Below are 19,288 nucleotides of genomic sequence, written 5' to 3'. Positions count from 1 at the left end.
ATAGTTGTGGCTGGACCCCGGTCCGTTTTGCTGCTCGCATAACTGTTCCTCATTTCTAATCAGGTATTTCTATTATTCTACCATATCGAGTATTCGTGGTGTTTTTCACCACACTTCTAGAAACATCGCGTTTTCAAGTAGAAAATATCAAATGGGCCTTCGTCTTTTATGAGGATGGTCTAGCGGTCAACGTCATGTATATGGTGGATGATCCTAAGAAGCGGGCCGTTGGATTTAAGCTATCTGAGGGGATGGAAGTACCTAAGGAGCTGGAAGAGAAGAAGTTCAAATTTGCAAGACAGAAGTCCAAACTGGCTGGGACCATTCGAGGTACGTTCTTCGTCATTAAAGGAGAATATTGAAGCAATAACGCCCCCTTAGAATGGACCGGTTTACTAGAGGGTTAGTCCAGCATCTATGTAATACGCCCATTGTCAAAACACGAATTTCTAAGGAAAAAAATATAACGGGGTAGGCGATGATAGATTATTGCCTACCCGTTTTTTTTATGGCGCAACGACCAGTAAAGGATTAATCTACTCCGCGTGCTTCCAATGAAAAAGCGACATTCCGTGATGCACCATGGTCGTCGTAGTCAGACTAATGGATGGGTTCGCGACACCATATTAAACGACCTTCCTCACCAGCCGCGCATTATCCAATTTTTGGTGAACATTCATAGCGATTAATGTTAATATATATTTAAAACATGTTGACGAAGGGAGAGAGCTATGCGTCCACAGCCAGACGAAGAGGTAGATGAACGTCTTGCCAAACAGAAAAGTCCGAAAAGGATTCTTGACCCGCAGCAATTGTTGAGATTGGAATCAGGAGGAACGAAAGAAATACGCAAGGTTATCCGCCAGCTTGTCGCTCCGTCGCTTGTCGAGAACATTCTGCTGAATGTGCTTCAGATGATCGTGATGATCATGGTCGGGCACGTTGGAGCGGAAGCGGTAACGGCTGTAGGCTTAACGAACCAACCCATTTTTTTCGCATTGGCGATTTTTATGGCACTCAATATCGGAACAACGGCAATCATCGCCAGAGCGATGGGAGCGGGAAATGTAGAAGAAGCGAATCTGGCGGCCCAGCAAACTTTTATCCTCAGTCTTCTGCTTTCGGTTGGAGTCATTATTCTTAGTTATTTGCAAGCGGAAAACATCATGATATTCATGGGTGCGACACCGGAAGTGCTGCAAGAAGGAGTCGGTTACGCGCAGATCATGTTTCTTTCGCTCGGATTTACGATTTTGTCGATGAGTCTTTCTGCAGTGCTGCGTGGAGCCGGAGATACGCGTACGCCAATGAAAATCAATGTACTTTCGAATATCATTGTTGTGGTGCTCGGGTATCCCCTCATTTATGGAATGGGCCCTATCCCCGGCCTTGGCGTTGCGGGAGCCGCGATTGCTACCGCTTTGGCTAAAGCGTTTGCGGCACTATGGGTGTTGAAAGTGCTGTTCGGAAAAGGCTCGTACATCAAGCTGTCTTGGAGCCAGGTATGGACCTTCGATTATCCGACGATCCGCCGGCTTGTAAAGATCGGTTTGCCTTCCATGGGCGAGCAGTTTGCTATGCGATTGGGTCAACTTGTATTTACGATCGTGGTCAGCGGTTTGGGAACGGCAGTTTTTGCTGCACATACCATCTGCTTCAATATTATGGGGTTTTCCTTTATGCCCGGTATGGCATTCGCGCTGGCTGCCAGTACACTGGTCGGGCAAGGTCTGGGGGCTGGTAAGCCTGATTTGGCTGAAAAGTTCGGTTGGGAGACCCAGCGCTTCGGCCGAATGTTTGGAGGGGTAACAGGCGTCCTCTTCATTATTCTGGCCCCATACATCATGATGTTGTATACAAACGACCAGACCGTCATCAACGCAGGCAGCAGCGCTTTAAGAATTATTGGATTAATTCAGACTTTCCAGGCGACGCAATTTATATTGGCCGGAGCGCTGCGCGGGGCAGGCGACACCAAAATTCCACTGATTTCGACTTTTATTGGCGTCTGTGTTTTTAGAAGCCTATTAGGTTTGCTTTTTGTAATCGTTTTCAATTGGGGGATTATCGGCGCTTATTTATCGATTGCGATCGATCAAATCGTGCGAACGGCCATTATTTTTTACCGTTATAAGAGCGGCAGATGGAAAACGGCGGTTGTGTAGGATTCAGGAGGAAGCGAGGAACTAACAGAAGCGATAAGTAATGATTTCAATAGGAGCAGGCGCCTCGGCGAGCTGCTCCTCTTCGTTTTGTCCGTGTAGAGAAAATTTCAACAAAACATGTATCTTTTTCCCATCCTGAAATGTCTAACATGACGGGGAGGTGGATCGATCGTTGAATTGGCAGGGGAATGATTTATTAATGATTGCCTCCAACACCATGATGAACGAAACAAATAGGGCGCGTTTTTGAAGTGAATCATTGGAGGGAGTGGAATGAATGAAAAAAGCGGTTGCGATGTATATGATATGCGGTGCCTTATTATCCGGCTGCTCAGAGGTGGACGACAATAAGACAGTGAAGGTAGAAGAAACGAAGAACCAGGAATTAGTGCTCTTGATGCCGGAAAATACATCGGGTTCCGTAAAGTACCGAATTGACACGTTTCAAAAGCATGCAAAACAATTTGAAACGGAAAACCCGGGCGTTCGCATCAAAATTGAAAAGCTCCCCTCGCAAAACTTCCAGAAAGATTTGAAGGCAAGATTGAATGAAGGAAAGCAGACGGATCTTATATTCAGCCCGTTCTATCCTCTCCTTGCTGAAGAAGGAATGTTTGCCGATCTCCTCCCCTTCTTCAAAGCGGATCGGATGACAACGGATGATTTGTACGAATCTCTGACGAAAATGGCTACGACGAAAGGTAAACTGAACGGCATCCCGATGTCGCCGGCACCGCTGGCCGTATATTACAACAAGGAATGGTTCGATAAAGCAGGAATCCAATATCCTAGCGGGGATTGGACCTGGGAGCAGTACTTTGACATATCGATCAAGCTCAAGTCTGCCAATGCTGTGGAGGGTAAGGAGATTTTCGGAAGCACGATTCCGTTCGAATCCACGTTCTTGGAGACACTGGTGCAAAGCAGCGGCACCAGCCTATTATCGCCGGATAACAGCAAGGTCAGCGGCTATTTGGACAGCCGTCCAGTCTCGGATGCAATCGCGCTGCTGGGGCATCAAATGAACACGAACAACGCGATTAAGATCGTTGACAGTATGGGCAATCCTACCTTATATGAAATGTGGGGAGGCAATGCAGGTATGACCGTCTCCTTATACGGCATGTATTCTTTTTTAGAGCAAAACAAAGCAACCGCCGGAAAAACAGCAGTTGCACCGCTGCCGCGTCTGGAAACAGGAAAAAAGGTAAACGGCGTATCGATTCAAACCTTGTCAGTCCCAGCCATATCGAAACAAAAGGAGCTGGCTTGGAAGTTTATGAAGGGGGTTATCCTGAATTCTGATAGCGCGTTTCATAAGGATTGGTCACGTCAGGAACTGCTGACCTCCAAGTCCGCCATTCAGAAGCTTGGTCAGGCTTCGGATCCTGTAATCAAGGTGTTTCTCGAAGAGCTGAATTACGCGTTTATGCTGGCCAGCTACCGGAATCCTGCCTTACCTTCGCTTTTAACGAAGAAAAATATCGGGAACATTCTTAATACTCCATCCAGCGCAGCTGTCCAAACCGCATTGACAGAGGCGGCCTATACGATCGACCAGCAGCTGGCACTTGCCAAACAACAACAGAAATAATAAAAGAATGAAACGGAATCATGCAGCGTCGCCTATTCGTTGCTTCTCGGAATAATAAGCTTTTCGTTACGAGGACTACAGGTTAGTTATAACTTGTGGTTCTCTTTTGATTGGTACAGTACTCATTCATAAAATCGGCTTTTATATTAGCCCATATGAATGGGCAATTGTACATCTCTGTACCTTCAAAACGGGTATCTAAAAACCAATATCGGGGACATGTTGTCTTTCCATTTTATAAACGACTTCGCCTGATCTGTTGATATACATATATGGTTCGGCTACCCAAGAAAAATCTTTATCCCAAATAACATATGCTAAATCACCTTGAAAGTCGTTACACTCCTTATATTTGCACTCAATTACAGTTTCACCTGTCTTATCAGCATATCCATAAAAAGAATATCTCTCATGTCTAACCACTACCATACCACTTGAAAAATTCTTAGGGATATATTTTACATGAGGTTTTAATATGGTTTCACCTAATGTATTTATGTAACGTATACCTGGATGTCCTTCTTTTGGGATATGCACATATGTTAAACCCTCAGAAAATGGACCGGCTATACTATATGTCGTTTCAGGATTCAATATTTTCCCTTCTTTGTTAAAAATAAAGTAACTATCTTCTACATTAGTTCCAGAACGAACCCTTTTACCTAATACGCTATGTCCCTCTGAAAAAAACGATATACCAAAATTAATGAATGGCTCAAATAACCTACTGCCATCTTCACGAATGTAGGTTATTAGATATTCCCCAGAATTGGTTGTCGACAAATGAACCAAACCTAATCCATCTTTGAAAGCATACGCATTTTCAAATTCAAATTCTGTCATTTGCTTCCCATAGCAGGTAAAGTAAGCAAGCTTTCCATCTTTTTTAATAGGATACAGTCCATTTGATTCACGAGAGTGGACTGATAACCCATCGGGCACTTCCCATAGAATGTCTCCAGATTTATTTATAAACTTATATCTACGCTTTCCTTGCTCACTCTCAGTGCTAACAACCGCACAACCATTACAAAAGTTACTTGCACTTTTGAATTGTGGTTCAATTATCCAATTTCCTTTTTCATCATAATATCCATACTTTTTACCTCCCGTGCCACTTAACCCAACTCTAGCACGATTTTCGAAAAATAATCCTCCAGAATGTAGGATACGAACCGGTATTTCTAAATCACCTTTATTGTTAATATAACCGGTCCAACCATTTGGACCAGGAACAGGATAGAGATTCATGTTGATAGAAGCCCCTTCACATTAAAGTTTGCATTGCAGGACACAAAGAAGTAGGTAAATCATACCATAACAATGAGATCACAAAAAGCGATGTCATATCACTTGCGTTGCATAAATGGTTTTCTTATTAATCGAAGAAATAGTTTCTTGAACGATTAGCCCAGATAAGGTATGATTTTCCTATAGTATAACTAGTATGATTAGTTCTACTAGAAAGATCGATTATAAACAGAACAAGGGGAAGCGTGATGACAGTGATGCTAGAATCTCATAAAGCCACCAAGGGACTTGTCCGTGACTACGTCCATGATACGCTGTTGAAAAATATTATGGAGCTCACGCTGGAGCCGGGTCGGTTCATTTCCGAAAAAGAGGTTGCAGAAATGCTGCAAGTTAGCCGCTCCCCCATTCGTGAAGCGTTTGTCAAATTATCGCAAGAAGAGTTGATTGAAACCATTCCGCAAAAAGGGTCGTTTATTACACGGATTGATTTGAGGCTCGTCGAAGAATCCCGGTTTATCCGCGAAACGCTGGAAGCAGCTATCGTGCGCCAAGCCTGTGAGCTGCTGAATGCCGAACAATTGCTGCGGCTGCAAAATCTGGTCGCACTGCAAGAACTTTGTGTGGCGGAAAAAAATGATAAACGTCTCTTTGAACTGGATGTTGAGTTTCATCAAGAAATGATCGTTGGCTGCGGCAAAAGTCGAACTTGGGCGCTTCTGCAGCAGACCGCCACACACTATAACCGGCTTCGTTATTTACGGCTGGCTGATAACCATGACTGGGATATGATCATCTCGCAGCATCATGCGATCGTTCAGGCGATCCGGGAGAAGGATCCGGACCAGGCAGAAAGCGTAATGCGGGAACATTTAACCCGAGTGACGGTAGAAAAGGAGGAGCTGAAAGCAAAATACCCGACCTATTTTAAGTGATTCGTGAGAAAGCTGGGCTGACGCAGCGGGAAAATTTGATGTATCACACGGAGGAACAGAGATGAGAATGGTATTCCGATGGTATGGCGAAGGCAACGATACCGTAACGCTGAAGCAGATTCGGCAAATTCCGGGCGTTGAGGGAGTCGTCTGGGCGCTCCATGATCTTCCCGCCGGCGAAGAATGGCCGATGGAGCGGATATTGTCCTTCAAGGGGCAGGTCGAGAAGTATGGACTGCATATCGAGGTTGTCGAAAGCGTGAATGTGCACGAAGACATCAAGCTAGGCCGCCCTACCCGGGATCAATATATCGAAAATTACAAAAGAACGATCGAGAACCTGGGCAAGGTCGGCGTAAAGGTCATTTGCTACAACTTCATGCCGGTCTTCGATTGGATTCGTACGGATTTGCACAAGGAGCTCGAGGATGGTTCGACCGCGCTTTTCTACGAGAAAGCAAAGGTTGCCGATATGGACCCGATCGAATTGGTCCGGAACATTGCCGACAACCCGGATTTCACGATGCCTGGCTGGGAACCGGAACGGCTGCAGCGATTAACCGAGCTTTTTGCCGCCTATGAGGATGTAACGGAAGAGGATCTATGGGATCATCTTCAATATTTCCTGGAGCAAGTCATACCGATTGCCGAGCAGAACGGTATCCAGATGGCCATCCACCCCGACGACCCGCCATGGTCGATCTTTGGGCTGCCGCGCATAATGACGAACAAGGCGAACATCGGGAGGCTGCTGAAGCTGGTTGACAATCCATATAACGGCGTTACGCTGTGCAGCGGTTCCCTCGGCGTTAATCCGGACAATAACGTGGCGGAGATGGTAAGAGAGTTTGCCGACCGCATCCCTTTTGCCCATATTCGGAATGTCAGATTGTATGAAAACGGCGATTTCATCGAAACCTCGCATCGGGCTTGCGACGGTTCCGTAGATATTTGCGATATGGTGAAGGCATATCACGAGAATGGCTTTACCGGATACGCAAGGCCGGATCACGGCAGGCACATATGGGATGAGCAGTGCCGACCCGGTTACGGGCTTTACGATCGAGCATTAGGAATAATGTATTTGTGGGGAATATGGGACTCACTGGAGAGAGAACGAAGGGGGAAACGTTATGCTGCCCATTCATGAACAGTTGCAAGGTAAGGTAGCGGTCATCACGGGCGGAAGCGGGGTTCTCTGCTCGGCCATGGCCAAGGAACTTGGCAGACAAGGTGTCAAGGTCGCGATCTTAAATCGGACGGTGGCAAAAGGGGAAGCGGTTGCGGACGCGATCAGACAAGCAGGCGGTGAGGCGATTGCTGTAGCCTGCGACGTGCTGGATGTTCAAAGTATGCGGGCCGCAGAACGAGTCGTTTCGGAGCAGCTCGGCGTTTGCGATATGTTAATTAACGGCGCCGGCGGCAACCATCCGAAAGGGACGACTACGAAGGAGACGCTGAGCCCGGAGGATTTGGTGGATAAGGAACTAACCACCTTCTTCGACCTGAGCGCGGAAGGCGTCGAATATGTGTTTAATTTGAATTTTCTCGGCACGCTCATCCCGACGCAAATGTTCACGAGGAAGATGATCAATCGCCCGGGGGCCGTCGTGATCAATATGTCATCGATGAGCGCTCCAAGCCCGATGACCAAGGTGCCGATCTACAGTGCGGCTAAAGCAGGGATCGAAAATTTTACAAAGTGGCTTGCCGTCCACATGGCGGATTCCGGAATCCGAGTCAATGCAATCGCGCCTGGTTTCTTCCTGACGGAGCAAAACCGCAATTTGCTAACCCGTGAAGACGGTTCGCTAACGGAAAGATCGTATAAAATTATGACCCATACCCCGATGCGAAGATTCGGTACGCCTGACGATCTGCTTGTCACCTTGTTATGGCTGGTCGACGAGACGACGTCGGGCTTCGTAACCGGCATCACTGTCCCGGTGGATGGCGGATTTATGGCGTATTCGGGCGTTTAACCCGGCGGTGAAGTGACAACGAAAGGAATGGGGAAAATGATTCGAGTTGCTGTCATTGGATCCGGCGCTATTTCGTCGGCTCATATCGAAGCATATCTTACGTTTAAAGGCCGCTGTCAGATCGTTGCTGTGTGCGACTTCTATGTGGAAAAGGCAGAAAAGTGCAAGCAGAAATACCAGTTGGATTGTGCAGTGTATCATGATTACCACGAGCTTCTGGGACAGGACGATATCGACCTTATATCGGTATGCACACCGCCTTACACACATGCCGAAATTGCGGTAAACGCTTTAAAATCCGGCAAGCACGTTGTTGTCGAGAAGCCAATGGCTTCTTCGCTCGAAGAATGTGATCGGATGAACGATGCAGCACATAAATCGGGAAAAATACTTTCGGTCATCAGTCAAAACCGATTCGGCGATGCGATCATGAAACTAAAGCGGGTACTTGATTCGGGACTGGCCGGAACCATTGTGCATGCCCAGGTCGATTCGCATTGGTGGAGAGGCTACGAATATTATGATCTGTGGTGGCGCGGCACCTGGGAGAAAGAAGGCGGTGGCTGCACACTGAATCACGCCGTCCATCATATCGACATGTTCCAATGGCTCATGGGCATGCCGGAACAGGTAACGGCCGTCATGCGTAACACATCACATGATAATGCGGAAGTCGAGGATTTGTCGATTGCCATTCTCACTTATTCGCGGGCTTTGGCGCAGATTACAAGCTCCGTTGTGCATCACGGACAGGAGCAGCAGCTTATTTTTCAAGGGGAAAAGGCGCGGATATCGATGCCATGGCGGGTGACCGCATCTACATCCAGGGAAAACGGGTTCCCGCAGGACAACTCGGAGTTGAAGGAAGAAATCAATCTTCTTGCCGAGCAGGTTCCACCGCTTCCGTATACCGGCCATAAAGGTCAGCTTGACGATGTGCTGACGGCCATCGAGAACGGTACTGGAAAAGTTTTGGTTACAGGGCAGGAAGGTCGAAAGACGCTGGAGCTTATTACGGCGATATATCAGTCGGCCAGTACGCGCACAACCGTTACACTCCCGCTGCAGCCGAACAGTCCCTTCTACACCAGCAGCGGGATGATGGCGAATGCGCCCCGATTTTACGAGAAGAAAAGAACAATAGTCGGCTTCGATACGAACGAGATTATCGTGAGCGGGGAGACTAGCTAGAGAGGATGGAGAAGGTCCGTGAATATCATGGACCTTTTCGTTTTTGATGTTTCCTATACTGCAGAGGGGACAGCCCTGTCGATTCTTTAAAAGTTTTTGAAAAATAATTGCTGTCATTAAACCCGCAATCAAAAGCAATTTGCCTGATCGAATGGTTTGTAATTTTTAACATATTTTTTGCGTTGTATATTCGGATGATCTGCACATATTCTTTAAAGCCAAATCCTGTCGTTTTAAGAAAAAGCCTAGAAAGATGAGATTTGCTTAAATTAAACATGGCAGACGCAGAGTCTAACGTTATAGGTACATGATAATTTGCGTTAATGAACCGAATGAGTCGTTCTATAGTGGGGTTTGCATTGTTGTTGCAGTGATATACGAATTCCGATTGATTTCTAATGAAGTAGGAAATTAATTGGATGAAATAACTTTTAATAAGAGCGGAAGACAGATCATCATTTTTATCAATCTCCTTCCCAATCATACTAAATAGTTTTTTTATCAGCTCAGGGTCTTGTGGTTTGTAAATACACTGTTCAAAAAGCTTTGTCATTTTTGCTATGAAATGTGAACCTATGTATTCTTCTGTAAAGTTAATTACGGTCCGCTCATAACTTCGCGAAATATAATTATTTTTATGTAACGTTCCTTTCGGAATAAAAAGGATATCGAGATTAGAAACAGAATACGTTCGATCTTTTACAAAAAATTCGCTGCTGCCGGAAATAAGAAAATAAATTTCATAGTTGTCATGATAATGATAGCTGGTATTAATAATAACAGAATTCGAATAACCGAATTGAATTTCTTGTAAAGGGCAATCCATCGTATTCGGCATCATTATTCACCCTTCCATCTATGCTTTCATTAAATAATGATTTAACACATATTTCAAGTCGATATAGCAAAAAAATCAAGAAATGGATAAATAATGATCAAAATACTCAATGAATTTTAAAAAAATATCATATATGCTTTTTCTCAAGTGGTGGTGCCGCAGTGCATTCACCATGGATCACAACAGTTGAAACCGCTTACGTAAGTTTCCACCCGTTAGTGAGTCCATAAGGAGGGGAAAAAGATGAAGGGGATTAGCATTGTATCTTCAGTTGTATTGATGACGGCGCTTGCAGGTTGCAGCCAAGGAACAGGCACAAAGGATAACACCGGGAATGTTCAAACGAGAAGTTCAATAACTAACGAACCGATTACCCTTACTCTCTACCAGCACGCGGCGATCAGCAATGAGGAAATTGACAAATTTATCGTTCAGCCTGTACACAAAAAATATCCTAATATTTCGTTTCATATTGTACGTAAAGGGACAGGCACCAATCCGGAGGACTTAGTGGCCGCTGGCATCGTTCCGGATCTGATCTATACGACAGACGCGAATACGCCTCTTTGGCGAGAACTTGATGTACCTGAGGATCTAACCACTCTGATGAAGAGCAACAACTTCGACCTGAATCGTTTCGATCCTGCTGCCATAGACTCCATTAAAGTGTACAGCGGTGGAAAAGGTGCAATGTACCAGTTACCGGTCATGCAAAACATCGCAGCTCTTCTCTATAATAAAGCGATCTTTGATAAATTTGCAGTCCCGTATCCGAAAGACGGGATGAACTGGGATGAGATCCTCCAGTTAGCCCGCAAGGTAACCAGAACAGATAACGGGATCCGATACATTGGATTGAGTGGGGATTCGATTTCCCGGTTAGGTTATGGACTTTCTTTACCTTACGTTAATCCGGCTACGAACAAAGCTTCAATTAATAACGATCATTGGAGAAAAGCTTTTACCACGATGAAGGAGATCATCGATGTTCCAGAATTTCTGGGAGAGGATAAAAAAATTACTTATGGTACCAATGAATTCTTTAAGGACGGGACCGTAGCCATGTTTACCCAATGGGTTCCCGACATGGTAGCGGGTATTGATGCGACGATCTCGGATAGAGTGCCATGGGATTTTGTCTCGCTTCCCAACTACGCTGAAGCTATCGGTACAGGCCGCGTCATTTCCCCGCATACGATCCTGCTGAATAAGCAAAGCAAATATAAGAATGAAGTTTTTGAAGTGATGAAGATCTTCACTTCCGATGAGGTACAATCCGAACTGAGCAAAAGCGGAAAAGTTTCGGTTTTGACCAAAGGGGATTTTCAAACGCAGTATGGCGCAAATGTAGCTTACCTTAAAGGAAAGAACATAGCCGGTATATTCAAGTCAAAGCCGCGCAAAATAAACGACCCCCTTACGGAATATGACGCCTTGGTCCGCTCCGCCATCGATGCTGCTGCCAAAGAATTGGCGGCGGGGAAAGATGTGAATACCGCTTTACGGGAAGCGGAGGAAAAGGCGAACAAAGCGATTGAGGAGAAATTAAAAAAATAAATTTTGCTCGGTGAGCACGCGAACCTATACTGGCAGCACAAAGAGTCTCTCTGGGAGAGACTCTTTGCTTAAACGAAGATGTTATTTGATAAGTCCGGCGGCGATCAGATCATCCACATTAAAATAGATGGTGAAATCTTTGCTCTCCTTACTGATGGTGATGAGTTTCAATTTTATTAAATCTTCTACCAGAAAGTAGCGTATCCCGTTTTCTTTTTTCACATGCAGCCCGTTAATTTCCGCGGCATCATCCGCGTGGCTTTTGTTCCATGAGCTCGGAAGCTTCAATTCAAGCAACAATGGACCTTGTGTGGAATTTTCTTGAGGAGGACCGTAAAAGGCATAATCATCAACACCCGTTCTGCCAGAGAAAGTGAACTTCACCCCGGTCTTTTTCTTCAAAGTATCTTCGTCAATCCAGGTTTCGGTAATCTGGTTATCCCCGGTATCGAATTTCTTGATCCGGATATTGCCCGATGTGGTCTCCTTCACGTCAATCTGATTCCAATTGGACGGGAGAGGCAGACGTAATACTTCTTCGTCTCCCTGTTTGATGACGACCTGGGTATCTTGGTAGCTCACATTGTAAATTTTCCGCAATATGCTGAGAGACATCCATTTGTCAGACAGCTTGGGAGGCTCCGGTGTGTTGTACCAAAGGAAGCTGACGTAGTTTCCATCATCCCGGTCAATGAATTCTCCTTTATACGTACCGGACCGATCATACGCGTAAAAGGTGGCATCATTTGGATGTTTAGAGTATCCTGACTGTGGAGTTTCCACGGTTACAACCGTATCCGGTTTCAGGGTAACTTTGCTTTCGGGAGGCTTGACCTGCCCTGTTTCCATCACATATTGTTCAACGAGCTGCTCTGTCGGCAAGGAGGCTACTTTAAAATAATCGGCATAAACATCGCCAAACTTGGAATAAAACCAGTCTCCCGTATACTCGTTGCTGAATTTTCCGAAAAAGAAATGAAGGTCTCCTCTTTTATTTTTAATTGTCCTTCCGTCGTCATCAACCCATGTGATCACTTCGTTCAAGTCTATGTTGCGGATGTCCACAGCCGTTGAGGTAATCATGCTGCCGTTGACTTTGTAATAAATCTCCGCTATATCCTCATAAGGATGTCCCGTCAGCATCATCCAGCCGGCCATCTCACCTTGCCCGGGCACGTGGGACAAGCCGCTCACAGCAGAGGCAGAGGACTTCGGGGAATCTGAAGTTTGGATCGTTACGCCTTCAGGAAGCGTGCCAATATAGGCTGTATCCGTTGCTGCATCATAAGCCACTTTTAATCCCAGGATATTGGAAACCGCTCGAAGCGGGACATAGGTCCGTCCGTTATATAACAGGTTGCTGGCCTCTACCTTTTCGAGATTAACCATGATGGTTATCGCGTCAAAAGCCGCATCGATCGCAGTATCCCTTTTTTCCTCCAATACATCATCCTTGGAGTTGTCCGATTGCTCCGAAGGGACGCCCGGCTCTTCTGTACCCGCAGGGACAAAGCCAATATTGACTATATTTTCTTTGGGATAAAAGGTTACCGGTAAATCTGCCATCATTTCCGCGATATTTCGGATCGGAACAAAAGTGCTGCCGTCATACAAAATATTATTACTGGCTGCCGCTTGTCCATTCACGACAATATTGACTTTGTTAAATGAAACCGGAATGCTCTTCGATGGTTCAGCAAAGATGCTGCCTTGCGGCAGCAGCAAAAGCGCTGCACTCATACCCACCAGCCATTTTTTCAAATCCTCATCTCCTTGTTGATAGTAGTGTTAAAGTAGGAAATATATATAGTTTTTTGGAACTACGTAATTGTAACAAATTTAGTAAATAAATGGAACCTGAAACAAGTCCTTTTGACATCATTTCAAGTTCCGCTTAGGGCTTTTTGATTATAAGATACTGGGTAGAGAGTATAAAATATGGAAACCCGCACATGATATGGAATGGAAATAGCAAGGGGGATTGCTGTTGAAATTCCTTCGTTTTAAACAACGGATAAGCAGTAAAAGCGAAGCTGAGGCTGCTCAGAACAAGCCTGTCCCAAACGGGAGCCTTCAATATATGCCGAACTTCAGGAAAACATCCGCAAGGTCAAGGAGCGGATGGGAGGAAGCAAAGATCTCGTTGTCAGGGAAATCCGAATTGGGATCCTTGACAATAAAAAGGCTTGTGTTTTTTACATTGACGGCATCGTCGACACCAACGCTGTGAACAACTTTGTTATGGAATCGCTGATGGTTGAAGGTCATGGGGTGCCTTGCATCACTCCAATAGATTCCGACGTCGGCGCTTACTTGAAAGAATATGTTTTGACCGCAGGGGCCGTAAAGGATGACGTTACGGATTTCAAACTCTTGTTCAGATCATTGTTGTCAGGTAGTGCCATCCTGCTGATCGACGGTTATACCGCCGGATTCGCGATCGAAATGAGCGGGGGAAAGCAGCGCTCCATTTCCGAGCCTGAAGCTGAAACGGTCATACGCGGGCCAAGAGAAGGTTTTTCGGAAAGCTTGCGCACCAATACAGCGCTGGTTCGAAAAAAGATAAGAAGTCCGGATCTGTGGTTGGAAACGTCCACCATCGGCACAAGGACACAGACCGACGTCGGGATCATGTACATGAAAGGAATCGCCGACGAGAAAATCGTGGAGGAAGTAAGAGCTCGGCTTGGGAGGATCGATATCGACGGGATTCTTGAGAGCGGTTATATCGAGGAACTGATTCAAGACGAAGTATATACCCCGTTTCCTACGGTATATAACTCGGAAAGACCCGATGCGATTGCAGCGGAGCTGCTTGAAGGCAAAGTGGCGATTATGGTGGACGGAACACCGGTCGTTCTTGTCGTCCCTGCTGTGTTCGTCTCGTTTCTTCATTCTGTGGAGGATTATTACCACCGTGCGGATATTAGCACGCTGATCCGTATACTTCGTACGATCGGAATTGCCATTGGGCTATTCGGGCCGTCCTTGTATGTAGCGATCACAACGTTCCACCGGGAGATGATCCCCGCACGTCTTCTCGTCAGCCTTGCTGCTCAACGGGAAGCAGTGCCTTTCCCAGCGTTTATCGAAGCGCTATTAATGGAAGTCACATTCGAAATATTGCGCGAAGCGGGTATACGAATGCCAAGGCCGATCGGATCGGCGATGTCCATCGTTGGTTCGGTAGTTCTCGGTACTGCGGCGGTAGAAGCAGGATTCGTATCCGCGGCCATGGTGATCATCGTCGCCATCACGGCATTAGCGGCATTCCTTATTCCTTCGAATGATATGACCGTTCCAATTCGTATGCTGCGGTTTCCATTTATGTTTTTAGCCGCCTCGTTCGGGTTGTTCGGAATTATCCTGGGGGTCATCGGGCTTGCGCTGCATCTGAGCAGCTTGCGCTCCTTTGGCGTTCCTTATTTATCTCCGCTTGCGCCATTTAACGGGTCAGGCCAGAAAGACGTCATCGTTCGTTTGCCGATTTGGGCCATGCTTACGCGGCCGCGGTTGATTTCACGGCGTAATTTAATAAGGCAGCGGGTGCATTCTCCGGAATATGGGCGGGACAAGGGTGAGCAAGGGTCGGAAAGAGAGGAGCTTGCCCATGAAAAGTAAGCCGTATTGGGCCGGCGTGACTCTGCTTTCCGTTATACTGTTGACCGGTTGTTGGAGCCGAGTCGAATTAAATGAATATGCGATCGGTATGGGGGTTGCTGTCGATAAGACGGGTGGGAAGTATGATGTATCCGTACAAACCGTTGACCCGAGTGAATTATCCCCCAAACAAGGAGGGGGAGGAGGAGGCTCACCGGTTGTGCTCTATAAAGCGAGCGGGGATTCCGTTGCGGAAGCGCTGAGGGATATGACAAGAACAAGCCCAAGAAAAATTTATTTAGGCCACCTCCGCATCCTTGCGATTGGAGAATCGACAGCAAGGGAAGGCCTTAAGGAAATCCTCGATTATTTTAAACGAAACAATGCATTGCGCACCGATTTCGATATCGTGATTATAAAAGACCGTAAGGCGGAAGAGGCCTTGAAGATATTGACGCCTATCGAGAGGATTCCAGCGGCCCAAATGTTCGAATCTCTGGAAACATCGGATAAACAACTGGCTCGAATTATGAGGGTTTCGATGGACGTGCTTTTGGCCGACTTGACGACCGAAGGAAAAAGTCTGGTGCTTCCCGGATTAGGGATCGTCGGAAGCCCAGATTCGGGCAAGGGAACGGAAAACCTGAAGATGGCCAATCCTCCTAGTAAGTTTCGGATCCTTGGATTATCCGTATTCAAGTATGACAAGCTGATCGGTTGGCTGACCGAGAAGGAAAGCAGTAGTTATAGTTTCATTACGGATCGTGTGGATACTGCATCGTTTGTAATGGAATGCCCGGGAGGATCGGGGAGAATAACGCTTGATGTGATTCGATCCAAAACCAGGATCAAAGGGAAAGTTGTACAAGGCATTCCCAAGATTGACATCTTGGTTCGTACCGAATTGAAGGCGGGGGATGTGACCTGCCCGCTCGATCTCAGAAATCCCGAAATTATTGACGATCTTGGGAAAACCGCCTCCTCCCAAATCCGTGAATCGCTCATGAAGACGATTGACTCCGTACAGGGCAAGTACAAAGCGGACATTTTCGGATTCGGGGAAGTCATTCGCCGCTCAGATCCGAAGGCATGGAGTAAGCTCAAGGAGAATTGGCCGCAGCCGTTTGCGGAGATAGAGCCGAATATAATCGTGGATGCGAAGATACGCCAGTTGGGTGCGTCGAGCAATTCGATATCCCAAAGTATACGATAAGGAGTGATTCAAATTGCTGCTTGCCGCATGTATGATCATGGCGGCCGCTATGATCGTTTGGATAGATGCGCCTTCCCTCTGGCGGCGAGGGTTGAAGAAAGAGCTTGGGGTGTTTTCCGTGCTTCTTTTGTTCGCTACCGTCTTAAGTATTACCCAAATTATGCATTTGAAATTGCCTAATCCATCGGATTGGATGATTCGCGTGTACAAACCGTTGAGCGATGTCTTATTCCATTCGCTCGAGTAACCTCGTAACCTTAGGGCAAATGCAGGAAGGGAAGCTGAAACGATGGAGCGCACATGTATTTCTACAGGTCAATTAATCATATTGGTCATTATGCATGTCGTGGGGACAACCATATTGGTCATCCCTTCCATTCTTCTGGCGGAGGCAAAACAAGATGCATGGCTAGCCGCCTTGATTGCGCTCGTGGCTTCAGTACCGCTAATGCTACTATTTTTAGCTCTGCACAGCCGTTATCCGACGATGACAATCGTGGAGATGTTAGGAGAAGTGTTTGGCAAGCGGATCGGGAACGCCGTGTCCTTGTTATGCTTGATCGTTTACCCGATCTACTTGTTTTCCTTGACGCTGCGGAACATCGGGGATTTTATGACAAGTCAAATTATGCCGGAGACGCCCATTGAGGTCATTCATATTGTTTTTATGGCTTTTGTGCTCTACGCAGTCAGATTGGGACTGGAACCGATTGCTCGAGCAGCCGAGCTTTTAATACCGATTGTTATTCTCATGCTCTTCGTCATGTTTATTTTCGTCACCCCGCAAATCAAACATGAAAACATACTACCGGTGCTCGAGAACGGGTTTAAGCCCGTCTTCAGAGCTGCGATCCCGTTCTTCAGTTTTCCGTTTATGGAAGGCCTGCTCTTCTTAATGATTTTGCCACAGACGAACCAGCAGGCGAAGGCAGGGAAGGCATATGTAACCGGTGTCGCTATTGGTTGGGCGATATTATTTATCTTAACGGTTCTTATTATTTTAGTTCTCGGTACCAGCGAATCCACTTTAACAAACATATTTCCAACCTATGATTTGGCGAAAAAAATTAATGTCGGCCGTTTTTTCGAACGAGTGGAAATCACAGTTGCAATCGCATGGTTCATTACCAGCTTTTTTCGGGTATGCTTGTATTTGTATTGTACTGCCTACGGCATCGCTCAAGCTCTCCAGTTGAAAGAGTATCGAATGCTGGCCGCTCCCATCGCGATCCTTGTCGTTGTCTTCTCTTTGCTGGCCGTACCGAATCCAAGCTACCTGAGAGTTCTGGATGTCAAAATTCTCCCGTTCTTTAATTTGACGTTCGGGTTGATTTTTCCGCTAATATTATATGTGGTCGCACTCTTTAGGAAACCCAAAGGTAATCCCTCCTGAAAGCAAACCGGAAGTAGAAGGCTCCCCAGATATACTGCAAAAATGATGACAAATGTATTGAAGAGGAATGAAGTTTATCGTAATATATTAGTAAATCAATTTGATTTATTAATATGCAATCATTATTAATCAAAAGGGGAGAATTTCATGATGAACAAGAAACGTTTCACGATGACCCTGACCGCCACGCTCGCTGTTGCGATTACGGCAGCGGGCTGCAGCAAGGCGGATCAGCCGAAAGCAGCCGATCCCGGGGCCATACCGGGCAAAGCGGAAGACCTTGTGATTACGGAGCCGGTGACGGTCAAGCTTTACTCTCACTATGCGGCCATCAATACGCCGGCTGATGTGGATGCGCTGTTTGGCACCGTCAAGAAAAAGCATCCGAACATTACGATCGAGCTTATTAAAGGCACCACGCTGGACAAAATGATTTCCGCCGGCGAAGTGCCGGATTTGATCGCGACGTCACATTTTTATATGGGCGGGCTGCTACCGCTTGAAGTGGGCAGCGACATGAATGATTTCGTGAAAAAATACGGCGTCGATCTGAATCGCTTCGAGCCGCAGGCCATTAACGCGATTAAGATGTACGGCAAAAAAGGCGAGCTCTTCGGCATTCCTTATACGCTGAACTACGGTGTACTGGCCTACAACAAGGACATCTTTGACCGGTTCGGCGTGCCTTACCCGAAAGACGGCATGACGTGGGAAGAGACTGTCGACCTAGCTGCCAAAGTCACCCGCATGGATAACGGCAACCAGTACATCGGACTTGATCCGGGCTCCGAGCGGACGTTTGCCCGCGGCTATTCGCTCGGCACGATCGACAAGAACGGCAAGCCTGCTATGGATTCGGACGGCTACCGCAAAGTATTCAGTCTATTGGAAAAGATGTATAACATTCCGGGATATATCGGGCCGGGAAATAAATGGCAGTATGGCATCGACTATTTCCTGAAGGATCAGAAGCTTGCGATGATGCAAACATGGCTCGCTGCTCTGACAAGCCGTCTGCCGCAGCTGAACGAGCCGGGCAAAGGCTTTAACTGGGACGTTGCCGGCCATCCCGTATTTAACGATAAGCCGGGGCTCGGCAGAGAGCTCACGTTCCAGTCCTTTATGGTGCCGCCTACTTCCAAAAATAAGGAAGCGGCGTATCGGGTCATTTTGACGATGATCAGTGACGAGTCGCAAGCGGAGATGAACAGAGGCAACAACCTGACCATTCTGAACAATGAAGAAATGAAGAAGCAGTTTGCCTCCAGCACCGATATTTATAAAGGTAAGAACCTTCCGGGCGTATTCAAGGTGAAGCCGGCACAGGCTCCGATTCCATCTCCGGAGTACGATGAGGAGAACTATAAGTTTTTGAGAGAGTCGCTGCTCGATATGATCTTGAACAAAAGAGACGTGAACACCGTTCTTCGTACGGCGCAGGAGAAATCGGAGAAATACATTCAATCCGAGCGGTCTCGAAATAATTAATCATTCATAGATTGAGGTGGATGCACCCTTAACGTCATGTGGTTCAAAATGACATATTTATGTATATGGAAGGATGGGTAA

The 19,288-nt window shown here is 46.5% G+C and carries 14 protein-coding genes and 1 pseudogene; 12 read left to right on the top strand and 3 right to left on the bottom strand.

Annotation, left to right across the window (positions count from 1 at the left end):
- Positions 1 to 110 precede the first annotated feature (110 nt).
- From KXG62_RS18910 to KXG62_RS18900, 3 genes and pseudogenes are all read left to right on the top strand, one after another.
- A pseudogene (locus KXG62_RS18910) lies at positions 111 to 362 on the top strand (phage tail protein); the annotation flags it as partial.
- A 369-nt stretch (positions 363 to 731) separates the two neighbouring features.
- On the top strand, positions 732 to 2,165 hold the full coding sequence (locus KXG62_RS18905) for an MATE family efflux transporter (protein WP_218093562.1): 1,434 nt from the start codon (positions 732 to 734) through the stop codon (positions 2,163 to 2,165).
- A 277-nt stretch (positions 2,166 to 2,442) separates the two neighbouring features.
- Entirely contained in the window at positions 2,443 to 3,759 is a 1,317-nt protein-coding gene (locus KXG62_RS18900) for an ABC transporter substrate-binding protein (protein ID WP_218093561.1), read from the top strand.
- A 198-nt stretch (positions 3,760 to 3,957) separates the two neighbouring features.
- On the opposite strand, the gene KXG62_RS18895 is transcribed toward KXG62_RS18900, so the two are convergent.
- Positions 3,958 to 5,010, bottom strand: a complete 1,053-nt coding sequence (locus tag KXG62_RS18895; RefSeq protein WP_218093560.1) for a WG repeat-containing protein — start codon at positions 5,008 to 5,010, stop codon at positions 3,958 to 3,960.
- 248 nt (positions 5,011 to 5,258) lie between these two features.
- On the opposite strand from KXG62_RS18895, the gene KXG62_RS18890 reads away from it, so the two are divergent.
- The 4 genes from KXG62_RS18890 (at position 5,259) to KXG62_RS18875 (ending at position 9,118) form a co-directional block, all read left to right on the top strand.
- Positions 5,259 to 5,945, top strand: a complete 687-nt coding sequence (locus KXG62_RS18890; protein ID WP_218093559.1) for a GntR family transcriptional regulator — start codon at positions 5,259 to 5,261, stop codon at positions 5,943 to 5,945.
- Positions 5,946 to 6,006: 61 nt separating this feature from the next.
- Positions 6,007 to 7,095, top strand: a complete 1,089-nt coding sequence (gene uxuA / locus KXG62_RS18885) for a mannonate dehydratase (protein ID WP_218093558.1) — start codon at positions 6,007 to 6,009, stop codon at positions 7,093 to 7,095.
- Positions 7,079 to 7,927 (top strand): SDR family oxidoreductase, encoded by an 849-nt coding sequence (locus tag KXG62_RS18880; protein ID WP_218093557.1) that lies wholly within the window; start codon positions 7,079 to 7,081, stop codon positions 7,925 to 7,927. Before uxuA ends, KXG62_RS18880 begins: the two co-directional genes overlap by 17 nt.
- Before the next feature lie 36 nt (positions 7,928 to 7,963).
- Positions 7,964 to 9,118 carry a Gfo/Idh/MocA family protein gene (locus KXG62_RS18875; RefSeq protein WP_218093556.1) on the top strand — a complete coding sequence of 385 codons (1,155 nt, stop codon included), beginning with the start codon at positions 7,964 to 7,966 and terminating at the stop codon, positions 9,116 to 9,118.
- Positions 9,119 to 9,143: 25 nt separating this feature from the next.
- Here the strand turns inward: KXG62_RS18875 and KXG62_RS18870 are convergent, their stop codons facing one another.
- Positions 9,144 to 9,959 (bottom strand): AraC family transcriptional regulator, encoded by an 816-nt coding sequence (locus KXG62_RS18870; RefSeq protein WP_218093555.1) that lies wholly within the window; start codon positions 9,957 to 9,959, stop codon positions 9,144 to 9,146.
- A 240-nt stretch (positions 9,960 to 10,199) separates the two neighbouring features.
- Between KXG62_RS18870 and KXG62_RS18865 the strand changes: the two genes are divergently transcribed.
- Positions 10,200 to 11,513, top strand: coding sequence for an ABC transporter substrate-binding protein (locus KXG62_RS18865; protein WP_218093554.1), 1,314 nt, complete (start codon positions 10,200 to 10,202; stop codon positions 11,511 to 11,513).
- Positions 11,514 to 11,594: 81 nt separating this feature from the next.
- On the opposite strand, the gene KXG62_RS18860 is transcribed toward KXG62_RS18865, so the two are convergent.
- Positions 11,595 to 13,274 (bottom strand): stalk domain-containing protein, encoded by a 1,680-nt coding sequence (locus KXG62_RS18860; RefSeq protein WP_218093553.1) that lies wholly within the window; start codon positions 13,272 to 13,274, stop codon positions 11,595 to 11,597.
- Between the two features lie 360 nt (positions 13,275 to 13,634).
- Between KXG62_RS18860 and KXG62_RS18855 the strand changes: the two genes are divergently transcribed.
- The 4 genes from KXG62_RS18855 (at position 13,635) to KXG62_RS18840 (ending at position 19,207) form a co-directional block, all read left to right on the top strand.
- Positions 13,635 to 15,134 carry a spore germination protein gene (locus KXG62_RS18855; protein WP_218093552.1) on the top strand — a complete coding sequence of 500 codons (1,500 nt, stop codon included), beginning with the start codon at positions 13,635 to 13,637 and terminating at the stop codon, positions 15,132 to 15,134.
- Positions 15,124 to 16,326 (top strand): Ger(x)C family spore germination protein, encoded by a 1,203-nt coding sequence (locus tag KXG62_RS18850; protein ID WP_218093551.1) that lies wholly within the window; start codon positions 15,124 to 15,126, stop codon positions 16,324 to 16,326. Before KXG62_RS18855 ends, KXG62_RS18850 begins: the two co-directional genes overlap by 11 nt.
- Positions 16,327 to 16,615: 289 nt before the next feature.
- A complete protein-coding gene (locus KXG62_RS18845) occupies positions 16,616 to 17,719 on the top strand; it encodes a GerAB/ArcD/ProY family transporter (RefSeq protein ID WP_218093550.1) in 1,104 nt (367 codons plus the stop codon).
- A gap of 147 nt (positions 17,720 to 17,866) precedes the next feature.
- Positions 17,867 to 19,207, top strand: coding sequence for an ABC transporter substrate-binding protein (locus KXG62_RS18840; protein ID WP_218093549.1), 1,341 nt, complete (start codon positions 17,867 to 17,869; stop codon positions 19,205 to 19,207).
- The last annotated feature ends 81 nt before the right edge of the window (positions 19,208 to 19,288 follow it).

It is taken from the genome of Paenibacillus solanacearum, assembly GCF_910593845.1.
Taxonomy (GTDB): Bacteria; Bacillota; Bacilli; order Paenibacillales; family NBRC-103111; genus Paenibacillus_G; species Paenibacillus_G solanacearum.
This window is presented reverse-complemented; position numbering and strand designations above follow the sequence as displayed.

Coding starts and splice junctions, on each gene's coding strand:
- KXG62_RS18905 (WP_218093562.1), top strand. CDS start 732: ATGCGTCCACAGCCAGACGAAGAGGTAGATGAACGTCTTGCCAAACAG.
- KXG62_RS18900 (WP_218093561.1), top strand. CDS start 2,443: ATGAAAAAAGCGGTTGCGATGTATATGATATGCGGTGCCTTATTATCC.
- KXG62_RS18895 (WP_218093560.1), bottom strand. CDS start 5,010: ATGAATCTCTATCCTGTTCCTGGTCCAAATGGTTGGACCGGTTATATT.
- KXG62_RS18890 (WP_218093559.1), top strand. CDS start 5,259: ATGACAGTGATGCTAGAATCTCATAAAGCCACCAAGGGACTTGTCCGT.
- uxuA (WP_218093558.1), top strand. CDS start 6,007: ATGAGAATGGTATTCCGATGGTATGGCGAAGGCAACGATACCGTAACG.
- KXG62_RS18880 (WP_218093557.1), top strand. CDS start 7,079: ATGCTGCCCATTCATGAACAGTTGCAAGGTAAGGTAGCGGTCATCACG.
- KXG62_RS18875 (WP_218093556.1), top strand. CDS start 7,964: ATGATTCGAGTTGCTGTCATTGGATCCGGCGCTATTTCGTCGGCTCAT.
- KXG62_RS18870 (WP_218093555.1), bottom strand. CDS start 9,959: ATGATGCCGAATACGATGGATTGCCCTTTACAAGAAATTCAATTCGGT.
- KXG62_RS18865 (WP_218093554.1), top strand. CDS start 10,200: ATGAAGGGGATTAGCATTGTATCTTCAGTTGTATTGATGACGGCGCTT.
- KXG62_RS18855 (WP_218093552.1), top strand. CDS start 13,635: ATGGGAGGAAGCAAAGATCTCGTTGTCAGGGAAATCCGAATTGGGATC.
- KXG62_RS18850 (WP_218093551.1), top strand. CDS start 15,124: ATGAAAAGTAAGCCGTATTGGGCCGGCGTGACTCTGCTTTCCGTTATA.
- KXG62_RS18845 (WP_218093550.1), top strand. CDS start 16,616: ATGGAGCGCACATGTATTTCTACAGGTCAATTAATCATATTGGTCATT.
- KXG62_RS18840 (WP_218093549.1), top strand. CDS start 17,867: ATGATGAACAAGAAACGTTTCACGATGACCCTGACCGCCACGCTCGCT.